Raw genomic sequence first — 14,635 nt, 5'->3', positions numbered from 1 at the left:
TTGCTGAAAATGAGATAAAACTCAGCACACTGAAAACAGAACAGCAGATCCAAATCAAGCATAGCGCTAAAACGCCACCAATTGACGAAAAAGCCCTGTTTGAGGAAAAACAGAGGGAAACCCTTGGCAAAGTGCTAAAACGCGAAATCAGCGCAAAAGACGCGAATCTAGACCTGGATTTCATGCAGCGTAATCTCAAACAAGCCGAAATAACCCTGACCAAGCACCACAAACATCAAAATGAGTTCAATCAGCAGCTTGCCCAGGAGATCGTGAAAAGCGGACTCAAGCAAAGTCATGACAAATTGCAAAGCCTGGTCGATCAACACAACGAATTAACTCAGAACAAACCCTTACTGTTTGGAAAAAAAGCCTGGGAAGCCCAACGTGATGCGATTTACCAGGAGCACAAAAAGCTGAAAGGTCAGCATGAACACCAGAAAAAACATGGTGTGAAGGATTTATTGGAAAATGAAAAGTTTAAAGAACATGCCTGGAAGCAGTACCAACAACAACATCCAGCCAAAGCCAAGCAATACCAGACTCTATACCCATCCTATCAAGTCATTAAAAAATGTGTGGATGAGATCAAAGCAGAACAACAGATGAAACTCAGACAGGAACAACAGCTCAAAGCACAGCAACATGCGCCTAAAATGAAATCTAGTGGCATGAGTCGCTAAACAGAGCGAGTGTCTACGAGCGAACTGAAAAAATTTGCCCATCCCTTTCCCTGATTACAAGCTCCCTATCCATTAATCACCTACCCTACAGAGCATCCCGCATGGGTGCGAACTTTCCAAGTTTGATTCTTAAATCGAGCGTAGCGAGAAAAAAAGCTCATGAGCGAAGCGAATTCCGAGCTGCTTTTGATCTTGCTTTTGCTTTTTCTCAAATTCACGAAAATATGAACCAAAAATTGCCCCGACGAATCGAGCGAAAGCGAGATTCAATAGAGTTTGAGCGAAGCGAAAACCAAGGGCAATTTTCATGAATTTTCTTTTTTATTTTATATTTATAATATTTAATATTTGAAGCATTTTTTCTTTTTTGTTTTCAATATATTATGGTGGTATAAACATAGGTTTTATCCGTTTCAAACATAGGTTTTATCCGTATAAACATAGGTTTTATCCGTTTCAAACATAGGTTTTATCCGTTTCAAACATAGGTTTTATCCGCATAAACATAGGTTTTTATTTTACTATTTAAATGAGTATTGTTATGATGATTCCCTAAGTGAAAAATTTATCTAGATTTTGGTAAATCCATATAATGTTTATAGGGAAATAAGAATGAGCCGTTCAGAAAATTTAGACATGTCGATTCTTGTCTCTAAAGCAAATGATTTAGTAAAAGCTCATTATAAAATGACTGTTGTTGAGCATAGATTGTTCAATATCGCTTTATCAAAAATTCGTTCTAATAAGATTACATTAGATAATAATGTACCAATTACCATTTCAGCTCATGAATATGCAGATCTGTTTTCAGACACCATAGATGGCGGTTATAAAGCCCTTAGAACGGCTGTAGATACTTTATTTGAACGCCAGTTCACATTAGAGCGAGAAATCTCAAATACTAAAAAACACGTTAGAACATATAGATTTATTCAAATGAAGGGATATCTTGAAGGTGAAGCTAGAATTGAAATTCAATTTGCTAATGACGTCTTACCATTTGTAAGTGAGCTAGCTAATAAATTTACTCAAATTGATCTTCAACATACGGTTGATTTAAGCAGCCAATATGCCAATCGCTTATATGAAATTCTTAAAGAAGTGCAGAACTATAAAGAGCAAAAAGTTTTTCTAGAGTTGGACGATCTTCGATCTAGGTTCGGTATCGAAAATAAATATAAAACTATGTCAAATCTAAAAGACAATGTCCTGGACTTAGCTGTCACTCAAATAAATAAGAGCAAAGCCTGCGATATATATAACCTTCAATATACTAATAAGAAGGCAGGGAAAAAAATTATAGGATTTGAGTTTACCTATAAAATTAGAAAGCAACCAAAGAAGTCAGATATAGCTATACAACCTATAGTTTTAAAAATGACTGATTCGCAACGTTATCTTTTTGCTAATAAACTCTCTGAGCTTACCGAGATGAATAAATATTCTCAAGGTACAGAAAGTTACTCTCAATTTGCTGTTCGCATTGCCGAAATGTTGCAGGATCCACTTAAAATTGAAGAATTACTGCCATATCTAAAGAAAGTAGGATTTAATACAAAATAAACTTCATGTTCAGATTGGATGTTCACATGAACATCCTTGTACACGCACTGAGGGATTACATTGAACACAACAAAATTCAGCGTCATGGATGCAAGTAAAGCCTTTAAAAAATCACGTACAACAATATATGAGGCTTTAAAAAATGGTGAATTATCAAGAGATCATGATGGTCTTATAGACTTATCTGAACTTATCAGAGTTTATGGCAATCCAGTCGGTGTTCAGTCCAGTACACGTACTGAACAAGTTCAGAAGGATGTACAAGTACACGTTCAATCTGAGGTTGAAAGTGTATTAAAAGATCAAATTTCTTTACTCAAAAATCAGTTAGATTTAGCAAATCAAAGAGAAAAGTCTTTGATGCAACATATTGAAGATCTTACTCATAGAATTGAGTTTAAAGGCACCTTAGAACAGCCAAAACAAGAAAATATTAATAAACTAAATGAATCTACTAATTCGAATATAGCAACAGATCCTCGGCCACAGACCGAGTCAAACTATGACGAATTGACTACTCCTCAGAAAGACAATAAACGTATCCCTGTTCCAGAACACGTTGAGCCTGAACCAAAAAAAAGGGGTTTCCTGAGCCGTTTTTTTCTTCCTTATGGTTAGCCAGGACTCCAATTTTTTGATGGGCCAATTTCAGTGCAAGCACATGAAATAATGACTCACCAAAAAACCGGATGAGGTTTATTAAGACTGAATAAAACCGTGGAACATTGTTCAATATTTAAGCGTGGAACATGAATAATCAATAAAAAGCCGTTCTGGTGCCCTATACTCCAAAACGGCTTACTTTAATATACTGATATTTAAAGAGAAATATCAAGCATTTCGTATAAGGTGTATTATGTTATTTTTAGAAAAACTTAACTTAAATAGATAAATCTAATATATTATCTTTCTCACAATTTCATAAATATCAATTATCTAATAAGCTTTAAATTCTCTTACTAAGTCTGTATGGTGTTTTATCAGAAAGATACTATAGAGGGTAATATGCATAGTTTTTCTGTAAAAGAATTGGATCAGTTGATTGAAAATGATCTAAAGGAAAAGAAAAAATCCAGTAAGTTATTGATTGGATATAAACTATTTCATGATCTAATGAATGACCCTAAATTTCATGCAGAAGTGACAGATTCAGCCCTGAGTGCCACAAAACGAAAATATAAGAACCTCAAGATCAAGATTACGACGGATAAATATCAACTTCATTTTGAATAAAACATAAAAAAGAGAGCTGGCAGCTCTCTTTTTTATGATAGAAGTGTACTAGTGAGTACACTTCTATCATCTCCATTTTACATAATGTTCATTATGAATAGGTTTTACAATTTCATTAATCATCATATAGATATATTTTTTTGACTTCGTATAAGGTGTATTGTGTTAATTTTAGAGATTCTACATAAACGTAAAATCTCCTGCGCTTAGATTCTGGCATGTGTTCCATACTTATCAATCATGATAGAGCTGGCTTCATTTAAGCCACGCACAGTGACATTCACACCATTCTTTTGAAATTTTTTTACAACAGAATCAAGCATGGCGACTGATGTTACATCCCAAATGTGAGAATGGGTCAAATCAATAATCACATCCTTTACATCCTCTTTAAAGTCAAAACCTTGCATGAATTTTTCAGAAGAACTAAAGAAGATCTGACCTCTCAACTCATATAAACGGGCCATTCCTTCAAAAGATGCTGTCACCTGGATATCATTTTCAAGTTTATTCGCCAGGAACAAGGCTGAAAGTAATACGCCTGTTAACACACCCAAAGCCAGGTTATGCGTAGCAACAACTACAATCACCGTCGCAATCATGACGAAATTACTGCTCTTAGGATTATCTTTTAACTGAGTGACAGAACTCCATTCAAAGGTACTGATAGAGACCATTATCATTACCGCTACCAATGCAGCCATTGGAATCACTTTGAGCCAGTCACTGATAAATACAACCAGAATAAGAAGAAAAATGCCCGCAGAGAATGTTGATAAGCGTGTAAGGCCACCTGATTTTACGTTAATCATAGATTGACCAATCATTGCACAACCGGCCATGCCACCCATAAAGCCAGAAGCAATATTCGCAATCCCTTGTCCCTTACATTCCTGATATTTATCACTTGGCGTATCAGTCATTTCATCCACGATAGTTGCTGTCATCATCGATTCAAGTAAACCTACAGCCGCCAGTGCGACTGAATAAGGCAAAATAATCATCAATGTTTCAATATTCAAAGGAATATCTGGAATCAAGAACATTGGAAGTGTGTCAGGTAAAGACCCCATATCGCCCACGGTCCGGACATCAATTCCTAAAGCGATTGCCAATAATGTGATTGCAATGATGCAGACTAGTGGAGAAGGGAGTAATTTTCCTAATTTGGGAACCAGAGGGAATAGATAAATAATTGCTAAACCTAAAGCAACAAAAGCATATACATGCCAGGTCACATTAATCAGTTCAGGCAATTGAGCCATGAAAATTAAGATCGCTAACGCATTTACGAATCCAATAACCACAGATTTAGATACAAACCGCATTAACTTGGCGAGCTTTAAATAGCCTGCCAATATTTGAATCACGCCTGTCAAAATTGTTGCTGCCAGCAGATATTCAAGCCCATGCTCTTTGACCAATGTGACCATAAGCAGCGCCATTGCGCCAGTGGCTGCTGAAATCATGGCAGGACGACCACCTACGAAAGAAATCACGACGGCAATACAGAAGGATGCGTATAGACCAACTTTAGGATCTACACCTGCAATAATTGAAAATGCGATGGCTTCAGGGATGAGTGCAAGACCGACGACTAATCCGGCAAGTACATCCCCACGGATGTTAGAGAACCACTGTTCTCGGACATTAGATAACATAAACATAGCCTGTTTTTTAATTTTTCAGATAGGCTAGTGATGTGATATATACAACACACAAGCGACTACACCACATCACTAGCTAGACAGTGATGAGTTATTTACAGATTTAAGAAGGTAAATAAACTTAAGGTGGCGTAGGTGTCATAAGATGAAGAAACTTTTTAGAGTAAAAAAATCAGGACAAGGGTAACAGCTAGGTACTTTTTTATAAAGCCTGGATGTATATCCAAGCTTTGTTTAATCTGTATTTTATGAAGCTTTTAGCTCCCCAAGTAATTGACCTATTTCCAAACGTGTGTAGCCGCGTTCTTTAAAGATCAAAACAATAGCCTGTTTATAATCTTCAGAAATAGCCGTTTTATATTTATTAATTAATTGCAGCTCAGCATTAAGCTGGAGATCATTTTTGATCGTCAATACTTCCGTAGAGACTTTATTAAAAATCTTGAAATTAAACATACAGGTGCTCTTTATCAATATTGTAGCGGCCCGACTACAACAAACACCTGCCTCAGCTTAGCTGGACACCCTTTCCAAAAAGATTATAGAAAAAATGAAAAGTTTCAAGTTTTACTAAACTAAAGATAAAAAAGTATCAAACTTACGTATTTTAATAATAGAAGGTTGTTGAATTAGCTAATCAATTTTTAAATAATAGTACTCAAAGGAGATGGCTATCCTCCTTACACAAACCGCCAATTCTGGCTGATGATACCTACGTTTCCCTCAAGCAGGGTACGTAGTCGCGTGCTCTGCTTTTACAAAATGGAGCTACGCTATGTTTTCCCGTCATAAAGTTCTTTATTTATATATCTTTTGCTGCTCATAACTAGGAGCAGACATGTATCTTTCTCTTTTATCAATTGCTCTCGGTTCTGTAATCGGTGCCTGGCTTCGTTGGGGCATAAGTCTAAGATTTAATAGCGTATTTGAAAATATTCCTTTCGGGACAGTGATTGTTAACTTAATCGGTGCTTTTATTATTGGATTAGCTGTATCATTTTTTTCAAATAGCTCAATAAGCCCTAATTATAAGTTATTCGTTGTGACAGGCTTCTGCGGTGCTTTAACGACCTTTTCAACATTTTCAGTTGAAATTGTTGCGTTGCTACAAGCTTCAAAGTTTGAATATGCTATCTCAACAATAGCCATCCATGTAATAGGTTCATTAATCTTTACAGTACTAGGAATACTTTCCTATCAATTTTTCACTAATCATTAATAATCTAAATATTAGAAGGTAAAACAATGAGTTTTAAAAATGTTAAAGCAGGTACTAATCCACCAGATGACTTTAATAGCATCATCGAAATCCCGGCAAATGCTAAACCCATCAAGTATGAAGTGAATAAAGAATATGATGCTTTATTGGTTGATCGCTTTCTAAGTACAGCAATGTCATATCCGTACAATTACGGTTATATTCCTCAAACATTAAGCGAGGATGGTGATCCCTTAGATGTATTTGTAATAGCTCCCCATGCGGTTGCTGTAGGATCAGTAATTCGCAGCAGACCTGTCGGAGTCATGTATATGGAAGATGAAGCCGGTATTGATGCAAAGATCATTGCTGTACCTCATTCTAAGCTCACACCTCTATATAACAATGTTGAAGATCTGAGCGACCTCCCTCAGCTTCAATTAGATCAAATGAAACATTTCTTTGAACATTATAAAGACTTGGAAAAAGGTAAATGGATGAAATTTAATGGTTGGGGCAATGTAGAAGAAGCCAGACAGGAGATTCTAAAATCTATCCAAGCATACAAATAATTTAGATAAAAGGGACCCAAATCTGAGGTCCCTTTTTATGCTATTTAACATAATGGCCGTTATACGCAATACACTTGTATATTAATTTAAATATCAATAACTTAAAATTTTAGTTATGACTAAGAAACCACCAGAAATTGGCTTTTGTAATAAGTTGGTGAGTTTTTAAGCAAATCTGTAACATTTTGCCAAGAAAATCGATTAATAAATGATCAATTTGGCAATCAGTGCCCATTTCATGCGGATTCAGGTTCCAAAACTATCCCCAATTGCTGGGGATAAAATTTAGGCTATTTTGTACGCCCTGGCGCACATGAAACTCGGTCCTTTGCGGCTATTCCATATACTGGAAATTTCCTATGATGGAGACATAGAGAGCAGGATGCTCCAGAGAAGAATAACAAGAGATAAGCACAAGGACTGTAAGGTACGACAGGAGTTATACCGAGCGAACCAATACGAAAAACCCCGGCAGGATGCCGGGGTTTTTTATTTCTAAAATATTAAAAAGATAATTACTTATTTCTAATTAAATTTTCTAATTCAAGTGCAAATGGCTCTAGTAAAGTAAAAGTATATTCACAACGACAGTGAATAAAAATCATTAATACTTTTAAATCATTTTCTAATGATCTGTTAAAAATAATAGGCTCATGATGAGCAATTCTATTTCTTAGTTCTCGTAATTGATCAATCCAATCATAAAAAGTTTGCCTATTTTCCGTTAGTACATTTGGAAAGACCTGAGTTAAACAACTTTTCCAAATACGATCCTCATAATTAGACATGAACATCTTTTGCCAAAATACAAATTTAAACTCTGGAATCATCTTACTAGGAGAAGAAGGAAACTTTCGTTGAACTTCATCGAACATGCTTTTAGGGCTGTGTCGACCTTTGCTACTCAAACTTCGAATAAAGCCAGGATTAATATGCCAACTATTAGTTGAATTACAGTTAAACGCTATTTCTATAGCTTCTACAACTGCATTTCTAAGAACAATTTCGAAGTAATTTAGTAAGTAAAAAAATCTATTGGAAATAATTAAATTTCTTTCATAAAGCTTCATAACATCTTGTTTTTTATAAGGCTCATTTCTATTCTTATAGAAATACTCATACTTTGAAAGACGTGGTATAGATAGCGTTTTCTCTATTTGTAACAATGCTGAATTTGACAATTCCACCGCTTATACCCTACTATGTGCTTGTAAGTTTGAGAGACTGCGGATCTTTGATCTTCCCTCCCAAGCGTTAAGATTCGGAAAAAGCCTTTTGCTAACGTGAAAGGCTTTTTTCATTATAAGTAGCTATAAAACAATGTATGCCTATAATTTACTTAATGTTTATTATAATCTTAGTTATAAATAATGATACTCTAGTAAGATAATCTAACCTTACAACCACATAAAAACAGTCTAAGTTATTGATTTTAAAAGAATTTTACATCGGGCATGAAGCATGTTACAATGCGCTTTAGCGCATTGTAACATGCTTCATGCCCGAGTGGACCGATTACGCTCGTCTAAACAAAACTATAAGACCTATAGAATTACCTGTTAAATTCAAGCTTTTATTTAATATAAGATCTCTTATTCGAAATTACATACCAACTTTAACCACATTGTGGACAGGTTGGATTTTAGAGATAAGAAAAACTTCTAAGGCATTTGCTAAATAAGCCGTATCACGTTCAAAGCCTATTGTAATGATGGATCCAGCATCTTTCAGTCTTGGATCTATCGCAATATATTCAGTTTTATCTTCATTCCATCGGCAATATTTCATTACCCTGGCGCTTAAGCCATTACCACGATAACGGCCAGCACCTCTAGAAGTCCCAACACCGATATAAGTCACTAAATCTCCTTTGATAAACGCATATACACCTTGTTTATCGTAATTAGGAATTTTTCCAAAATTAAAATGTACTGGTGACCATTCAGGAGGCTTTCCTAATAGACCTACATTCCAGTGATGTTCAAAGAATAATTCTGTATTACGTATTAACTCATTAAGTGTTGGATCTTCCACTACTCATCTCTCAAAATTTATAGATTAAAAAGCTTTCGGTCACGCTCATCCGTTAAATACTTATCCATCTGAGCAATTAGTTTAGCTCTGGCTTGTTCATCATCTTCAGTGATTTTTAGCATACAGGATCCAATTAAAATTTTGCGTCTAGTATCATCCTTTCGAGCCTGTTCTTTCTCTTTGACTCGTTCTCTTGCTAGTGCTGCCTGTCTTTGAGCTTTGAGCTGTTTCAGCTTTTCTTCCTGGGCTTTAATTTTGCTGTCTAGTGTTTCAGTAACGCTCATTAATCCAATACCATCATCCTGGGAAACCATCCCTAACATAAGCGCACTTGAATATGCATTCAAGGTGCTATATGTATAGTAATGTTTTCCTCGAAGAGCGCACTTATGCAAACTTCGTTTGCAAGTACGATTGGGGTCTCCCCAATACCCCGACAACCGTATTCACGGTTGTATTTCACTACGTGAAAATTTAAAAGCGAAAAACAGGCATGGCGATTTACCACTTTTCAGTCAAAACCGTAGCACGATCAGCAGGACGTTCCGCCACTGCTGCGATTGCCTATCGGGCAGGTGAAAAGATCTATTGTGAACGTGAAGGCCGAGAACATGACTACAGCCGAAAAACCGGTGTGGAATACAAAGAAATTTATTTACCCGAAGGCGCACCAGAGCATTTAAAGAATCGAGAAAAACTCTGGAACGAAGTTGAACAACGGGAAACCCGAAAAAACTCGACAGTCGCCAGGGAATTTGAAATTGCCTTTCCAAGTGAACTGAACCAGGAACAACGTCTGGCCATGCTCGAAGAATTATGTGCCAGCATCGTGGAAAGACATCAGGTAGCAGTCGATGCCTGTATTCATGCACCGCATACCGGATCCGGCAGTGATGAGCGCAATTATCACGCCCATATCCTAATGAGCACACGTAAACTTACGCCAGAAGGTTTTACAGAGAAAACCCGGGAACTCGATCAGAAACACAGTGGAGAAATCGAACACTGGCGCGAACACTTTGCCGATATCTGCAATATGCACCTGGATCTAGCCGGATACACCGCCCGAGTCGACCACCGCAGCTACAAAGACCAGGAGAATGGCCTGGAAGCCACCCTGCACGAAGGACCGAAAGTCACCGAACTGCGCCGAAAAGGGATTGAGACCGAAATCAGCCGTAGTAATGATGAAATCAAACAGAGAAATCAGGCGCAGCTGCAATACGGCAAAAATATGGATCTGCTGATTGCTGAAAATGAGATAAAACTCAGCACACTGAAAACTGAACAGCAGACCCAAATCAAAAATAGCGCTAAAACGTCACCAATTGACGAAAAAGCCCTATTTGAGGAAAAACAGAGGGAAACCCTTGGTAAAGTGCTAAATCGCGAAATCAGCGCAAAAGACGCGAATCTAGACCTGGATTTTATGCAGCGCAATCTCAAACAAGCCGAAATAAACCTGACCAAGCACCACAAACATCAAAACGAGTTCAATCAGCACCTTGCCCAGGAGATCGTGAAAAGCGGACTCAAGCAAAGTCATGACAAATTGCAAAGCCTGGTGGATCAACACAACGAATTAACCCAGAACAAACCCTTACTGTTTGGAAAAAAAGCCTGGGAAGCCCAACGTGATGAGATCTACCAGGAACACAAAAAGCTGAAAGGTCAGCATGAACACCAGAAAAAACATGGTGTGAAGGATTTATTGGAAAATGAAAAATTCAAAGAACATGCCTGGAAGCACTACCAACAACAACATCCGGCCAAAGCCAAGCAATACCAGACTCTATACCCATCCTATCAAGTCATTAAAAAATGTGTGGATGAGATCAAAGCAGAACAACAGATGAAACTCAGACAAGAACAACAGCTCAAAGCACAGCAACAAGCTCCTAAAATGAAATCTCGTGGCATGAGTCGCTAAACAGAGCGAGTGTCTACGAGCGAACTGAGAAAATTTGCCCATCCCTTTCCCTGATTACAAGCTCCCTATCCATCAATCACCTGCATGGCAGAGCATCCCGTATGGGTGCGAACTTTCCAAGTTGGATTCCTAAACCGAGCGTAGCGAGAAAAAAAAGCTGATGAGCGAAGCGAATTCCGAGTTGCTTTTGCTTTTTCTAAAAGTCACGAAAACGTGAACCAAAAATTGCCCCGACGAATCGAGCGAAAGCGAGATTCAATAGAGTTTGAGCGGAGCGAAAACCAAGGGCAATTTTTCATGAAATATGCTTTTAATTATTTTTAAGCTTTTAAATGCTTTTAGATAGCCTGTAAACCTGAATTTATAAGGCTTTGAGAGATTATAAAACGAGGTTTACCTTGCATTAAAACGAGGTTTACCTTGCATTAAAACGAGGTTTACCTTGCATTAAAACGAGGTTTACCTTGCATTAAGCGAGTTGATAATATAACCTCGTCTTATTGACTTAAAAATATAAATTTTTCATATGAAAACCGAACTAATTGTCAAAGATAACGCTTTAATTAATGCTAGTTATAACCTTGATCTAGTAGAACAACGATTAATTCTTTTAGCTATCGTTGAAGCCAGGGAATCAGGTAAAGGGATAAATGCTAATGATCCATTAACAGTTCATGCTGAAAGTTATATCAATCAATTTGGTGTACATCGAAATACTGCTTATCAAGCCTTAAAAGATGCTTGCGATGACCTATTTGCAAGACAATTCAGTTATCAAAGTCTTAGTGAAAAAGGTAATGTCATTAATCACAAGTCAAGATGGGTAAGCGAGGTTGCTTATATTGATAATGAGGCTGTCGTTAGACTTATTTTTGCTCCAGCTATTGTGCCTTTAATAACTCGATTAGAAGAACAATTTACAAAGTATGAGATACAGCAAATAAGCAATTTAACGAGTGCTTATGCTGTTCGCTTATATGAAATATTGATTGCGTGGCGTAGTACCGGAAAAACGCCTCTTATAACTATCTACGATTTCAGACAAAAAATAGGTGTACTCGAGACTGAATACAAAAGGATGTACGATTTTAAGAAATATGTTTTAGACATTGCATTAAAGCAAGTAAATGAACATACCGATATTAATGTCAAAGTTGAACAACATAAAACCGGCAGATCCATTACGGGCTTTTCATTTAGCTTCAAACAGAAAAAGTCAGCAACAAATACAGCCAATGACATTAGTCAGGACAAAGAGCTAAAAATCAATTTGACTGATGCACAACGATATTTATTTGCTAGTAAATTATCAGAACTTCCTGAGATGGCTAAACTTTCACAAGGTAATGAAAGCTATGAACAGTTTGCTGCTCGGATTGTAACCATGCTGCAAGAGCCAAATAAATTAAAAGAATTTATGCCATTACTTCGAAAAGTCGGCTTTCAATGAATGATGTCAATTGACATAGTAAAGTTAACAATCAACTATTAACACTATTTGAAAACTGGTTTACATAATGAAAAAACTGTCAGTTTCAGAACTAGCGAAATTATATGGATATTCAAGACAAGCTGTATATGCCCATATAAAGAAAGGAAATTTATCAAAAGGATCGGATGGATTAATTGACTTTTCAGAAGCCTTGAGAGTTTTTGGGGAACCACAAAAAAGCAATTCTAGTGTCAACCAAAGTCAATCAACTAGTAGGCATAACTTAACAGAAGTTGACTTGCTAAAACGTCAAGTTGACATGCTGGAAAAACAATTAAATCAGGCAATACAGAGAGAAAATCAATCATTAGAACGTGAATCGTTTTATCAAGAACAGATTGAGGCCATGCAGCGCTTACTGGAAACTCCAAAAGCCAATATGACTACGTTTACCGATCATGAATCTGAACAGGATATAGCAACAGATTCTCGGCCACAGACTGAATCGAACTATGACGGATTGACTACTCCAGAGAACAAACGCATCCCTGTTCCAGAACATATTGAGCCTACACCTAAAAAGAGAGGCTTCCTGAGTCGTTTTTTCCTTCCTTACGGTTAACCAGGACTCCACTTTTTTGATGAGCCAATTTCAGTGCAAGCACATGAAATAATGACTCCTCAAAAAACCGGATGATGTTTATTAAAACTGAATAAAGTCGTGAAACATTGCTTAAATAATAGGCGTGGAACGTGAAAAATCACAAAAAAAGCCCGAACAGGGATGTTCGGGCTATCAACTAGAAACTACAGCGTTGAATTTTCAAGAGAATTATAACGCTGTTATTCACCAATTAAAATGTCTATGTGATAAACCATTTAAAATGTCCTGTTTTTAACCACAAGAGTCAAGCACAGGATTTAACTTTCTTTGTTCAATAACAGCTTTCTGAGCTTTACGACTCGGCATACTTTTCTTGAGACGGGAACGTTTATTCTGTTTCTCCAACTCTTCATGTTGTTGCTGGATATGCGCCAGAACTGAGCCTAATCTTTTATTCTCAACCACTTCATTCTGCTGTAGTCCAGCCAGTTTATTGAAGACGCTATAGTTGATCTTCCGTCCTTCATGCATGAGGGCCACAGTACCATCCGGGTACTCCAGAAATGAAATGTATTGCCCAACAAGCTTATGATTCAGCTCTGTCGGTTCAAGCAGATAAATACACTTGTCATAGGTGATGGTTAGGTTCTTCGTGACCTTACGCGGTTCCTGCCAAGTGAATATATCCTCCAGCTCAGCATCAGATTCCGTTAAAGATCGATGTAAATTCTTCGAGTTTCTCGCACACTTGGCAAACTTCTGATTGAAGTGCTCAATGAAGCAGGGTAGCCATGCATTGGCTTCGGCAATTGAACTGATGCCTTCCAGACGCATCTCCTTGATCAAACGGTCTTGAAGGGTTCTATTCGCGCGTTCTACGCGACCTTTAGCCTGTGGTGAGTTGGCAAAGATAATATCAATATTTAACTCGTTCAGAATCCGCCCAAATTGCGTGATCTGGCTGTCTTTCCTGGATTTCTGATTAACTCTGAATACCGAATGTTTGTCGCTATAAAAGGCCAGAGGTTTGCCGTATTGTTCAATGTAGGCTCGGGTTGAAAGCATATAGTCGAAGGTGGTTTCCGCCTCACAGAAGCGTAGATGCAACAGCTTTCCAGTGGCATCATCGATATACACCAATAAACAGCACTTAGCAGCGCGTCCTTCGAACCAGTCATGATATGAGCCATCAATCTGGATCAGCTCACCGAAGCAATCCCGGTTATAACGTGGCTGATATGGACGTTTAAGGCGCTTGGATCGCGGAATCCAGAGGTCATTGGCCATCATCCAGCGCCGAACCGTTTCTACCGGGATATTCAGGTCAAATATGCTGCTGAGCTTCTCATGCGCCAAGGTAGGTCCAAAGCCCAGCAGATGTTCAGAAATAATGGAAAGACATTTTGATTTTAATAACTCATCATGGCGATGATGGCCAGGTTGACCACGACTGGCATGTGCCAGACCTGAAACACCGTCTTGATTGAGTTTCTGCAATAACCGGGTAATTTGACGAGTGGAAAGATTCAGGATTTCAGCAGCACGGACCTGGGTAATACGATGATCTCGAACGTCTTGCAGAACTGCAAGACGTTGAATTTCCTTGTCAGACATAGTGATCAACATCTCTAATTTATATCCAGTCCATGATGGTAAAAACCATCATAAACTAGACATTTTTATTGGTGAGAATATAGACACTTTAAATGGTTTCTAACA

Annotated in this window: 16 protein-coding genes and 1 riboswitch; of the genes, 9 read left to right on the top strand and 7 right to left on the bottom strand. The window is 37.5% G+C overall.

What is annotated here, in order from left to right; all coding sequences use genetic code 11:
* Positions 1 to 683 (top strand): hypothetical protein (locus C3420_RS14995; RefSeq protein WP_228152975.1); only part of this gene is annotated, 683 nt, incomplete at its 5' end.
* Positions 684 to 812: 129 nt separating this feature from the next.
* On the opposite strand, the gene C3420_RS17425 is transcribed toward C3420_RS14995, so the two are convergent.
* A complete protein-coding gene (locus tag C3420_RS17425; RefSeq protein WP_005261369.1) occupies positions 813 to 992 on the bottom strand; it encodes a hypothetical protein in 180 nt (59 codons plus the stop codon).
* Between the two features lie 303 nt (positions 993 to 1,295).
* Here C3420_RS17425 and repM (C3420_RS14985) point away from each other — a divergent pair, with 303 nt between their 5' ends.
* From repM (C3420_RS14985) to C3420_RS14975, 3 genes are all read left to right on the top strand, one after another.
* Positions 1,296 to 2,246, top strand: coding sequence for a replication initiation protein RepM (gene repM / locus C3420_RS14985; protein ID WP_005225810.1), 951 nt, complete (start codon positions 1,296 to 1,298; stop codon positions 2,244 to 2,246).
* Positions 2,247 to 2,306: 60 nt separating this feature from the next.
* A complete protein-coding gene (locus C3420_RS14980) occupies positions 2,307 to 2,864 on the top strand; it encodes a plasmid replication DNA-binding protein (protein ID WP_240664393.1) in 558 nt (185 codons plus the stop codon).
* A gap of 387 nt (positions 2,865 to 3,251) precedes the next feature.
* Positions 3,252 to 3,479 (top strand): hypothetical protein, encoded by a 228-nt coding sequence (locus tag C3420_RS14975; RefSeq protein ID WP_000555568.1) that lies wholly within the window; start codon positions 3,252 to 3,254, stop codon positions 3,477 to 3,479.
* A gap of 206 nt (positions 3,480 to 3,685) precedes the next feature.
* Here the strand turns inward: C3420_RS14975 and C3420_RS14970 are convergent, their stop codons facing one another.
* Both C3420_RS14970 and C3420_RS14965 read right to left on the bottom strand, forming a co-directional pair.
* Positions 3,686 to 5,140 (bottom strand): SulP family inorganic anion transporter, encoded by a 1,455-nt coding sequence (locus tag C3420_RS14970; RefSeq protein WP_005225410.1) that lies wholly within the window; start codon positions 5,138 to 5,140, stop codon positions 3,686 to 3,688.
* A 252-nt stretch (positions 5,141 to 5,392) separates the two neighbouring features.
* On the bottom strand, positions 5,393 to 5,602 hold the full coding sequence (locus C3420_RS14965; protein WP_004282305.1) for a hypothetical protein: 210 nt from the start codon (positions 5,600 to 5,602) through the stop codon (positions 5,393 to 5,395).
* Between the two features lie 198 nt (positions 5,603 to 5,800).
* Positions 5,801 to 5,868, top strand: a riboswitch (Fluoride riboswitch).
* A gap of 116 nt (positions 5,869 to 5,984) precedes the next feature.
* Here C3420_RS14965 and crcB point away from each other — a divergent pair.
* Positions 5,985 to 6,365: a fluoride efflux transporter CrcB gene (crcB, locus tag C3420_RS14960; RefSeq protein ID WP_005225409.1), complete on the top strand. Its 381-nt coding sequence runs from the start codon at positions 5,985 to 5,987 to the stop codon at positions 6,363 to 6,365.
* Positions 6,366 to 6,391: 26 nt separating this feature from the next.
* Positions 6,392 to 6,916, top strand: coding sequence for an inorganic diphosphatase (gene ppa, locus C3420_RS14955; RefSeq protein ID WP_005225406.1), 525 nt, complete (start codon positions 6,392 to 6,394; stop codon positions 6,914 to 6,916).
* 515 nt (positions 6,917 to 7,431) lie between these two features.
* On the opposite strand, the gene C3420_RS14940 is transcribed toward ppa, so the two are convergent.
* The 3 genes from C3420_RS14940 to C3420_RS14930 all read right to left on the bottom strand — a co-directional run bounded on the left by C3420_RS14940 (position 7,432) and on the right by C3420_RS14930 (position 9,234).
* On the bottom strand, positions 7,432 to 8,103 hold the full coding sequence (locus C3420_RS14940) for an Abi family protein (RefSeq protein ID WP_005225405.1): 672 nt from the start codon (positions 8,101 to 8,103) through the stop codon (positions 7,432 to 7,434).
* A 415-nt stretch (positions 8,104 to 8,518) separates the two neighbouring features.
* On the bottom strand, positions 8,519 to 8,950 hold the full coding sequence (locus C3420_RS14935; RefSeq protein WP_004811826.1) for a hypothetical protein: 432 nt from the start codon (positions 8,948 to 8,950) through the stop codon (positions 8,519 to 8,521).
* A gap of 17 nt (positions 8,951 to 8,967) precedes the next feature.
* Positions 8,968 to 9,234, bottom strand: coding sequence for a mobilization protein (locus tag C3420_RS14930; protein WP_146048166.1), 267 nt, complete (start codon positions 9,232 to 9,234; stop codon positions 8,968 to 8,970).
* 209 nt (positions 9,235 to 9,443) lie between these two features.
* Here C3420_RS14930 and mobQ point away from each other — a divergent pair, with 209 nt between their 5' ends.
* From mobQ to C3420_RS14910, 3 genes are all read left to right on the top strand, one after another.
* On the top strand, positions 9,444 to 10,880 hold the full coding sequence (mobQ, locus tag C3420_RS14925) for a MobQ family relaxase (protein WP_103857245.1): 1,437 nt from the start codon (positions 9,444 to 9,446) through the stop codon (positions 10,878 to 10,880).
* 526 nt (positions 10,881 to 11,406) lie between these two features.
* Positions 11,407 to 12,330: a replication initiation protein RepM gene (repM, locus tag C3420_RS14915; RefSeq protein WP_004282204.1), complete on the top strand. Its 924-nt coding sequence runs from the start codon at positions 11,407 to 11,409 to the stop codon at positions 12,328 to 12,330.
* A gap of 67 nt (positions 12,331 to 12,397) precedes the next feature.
* Positions 12,398 to 12,934, top strand: a complete 537-nt coding sequence (locus tag C3420_RS14910) for a plasmid replication DNA-binding protein (RefSeq protein WP_005249161.1) — start codon at positions 12,398 to 12,400, stop codon at positions 12,932 to 12,934.
* A 273-nt stretch (positions 12,935 to 13,207) separates the two neighbouring features.
* Here the strand turns inward: C3420_RS14910 and C3420_RS14905 are convergent, their stop codons facing one another.
* Positions 13,208 to 14,542 carry an ISNCY family transposase gene (locus tag C3420_RS14905; RefSeq protein ID WP_042084965.1) on the bottom strand — a complete coding sequence of 445 codons (1,335 nt, stop codon included), beginning with the start codon at positions 14,540 to 14,542 and terminating at the stop codon, positions 13,208 to 13,210.
* Between the last annotated feature and the right edge of the window lie 93 nt (positions 14,543 to 14,635).

The sequence above is a fragment of the Acinetobacter sp. ACNIH3 genome (assembly GCF_002918965.1).
GTDB classification, from domain to species: domain Bacteria; phylum Pseudomonadota; class Gammaproteobacteria; order Pseudomonadales; family Moraxellaceae; genus Acinetobacter; species Acinetobacter schindleri.
The sequence above is the reverse complement of the archived record's forward strand: the minus strand, read 5'-3'. Positions and strand labels throughout refer to the sequence as shown.

Coding starts and splice junctions, on each gene's coding strand:
- C3420_RS14970 (WP_005225410.1), bottom strand. CDS start 5,140: ATGTTATCTAATGTCCGAGAACAGTGGTTCTCTAACATCCGTGGGGAT.
- C3420_RS14930 (WP_146048166.1), bottom strand. CDS start 9,234: ATGAGCGTTACTGAAACACTAGACAGCAAAATTAAAGCCCAGGAAGAA.
- repM (WP_004282204.1), top strand. CDS start 11,407: ATGAAAACCGAACTAATTGTCAAAGATAACGCTTTAATTAATGCTAGT.
- crcB (WP_005225409.1), top strand. CDS start 5,985: ATGTATCTTTCTCTTTTATCAATTGCTCTCGGTTCTGTAATCGGTGCC.
- C3420_RS14905 (WP_042084965.1), bottom strand. CDS start 14,542: ATGTTGATCACTATGTCTGACAAGGAAATTCAACGTCTTGCAGTTCTG.
- C3420_RS17425 (WP_005261369.1), bottom strand. CDS start 992: ATGAAAATTGCCCTTGGTTTTCGCTTCGCTCAAACTCTATTGAATCTC.
- mobQ (WP_103857245.1), top strand. CDS start 9,444: ATGGCGATTTACCACTTTTCAGTCAAAACCGTAGCACGATCAGCAGGA.
- C3420_RS14975 (WP_000555568.1), top strand. CDS start 3,252: ATGCATAGTTTTTCTGTAAAAGAATTGGATCAGTTGATTGAAAATGAT.
- C3420_RS14910 (WP_005249161.1), top strand. CDS start 12,398: ATGAAAAAACTGTCAGTTTCAGAACTAGCGAAATTATATGGATATTCA.
- repM (WP_005225810.1), top strand. CDS start 1,296: ATGAGCCGTTCAGAAAATTTAGACATGTCGATTCTTGTCTCTAAAGCA.
- ppa (WP_005225406.1), top strand. CDS start 6,392: ATGAGTTTTAAAAATGTTAAAGCAGGTACTAATCCACCAGATGACTTT.
- C3420_RS14965 (WP_004282305.1), bottom strand. CDS start 5,602: ATGTTTAATTTCAAGATTTTTAATAAAGTCTCTACGGAAGTATTGACG.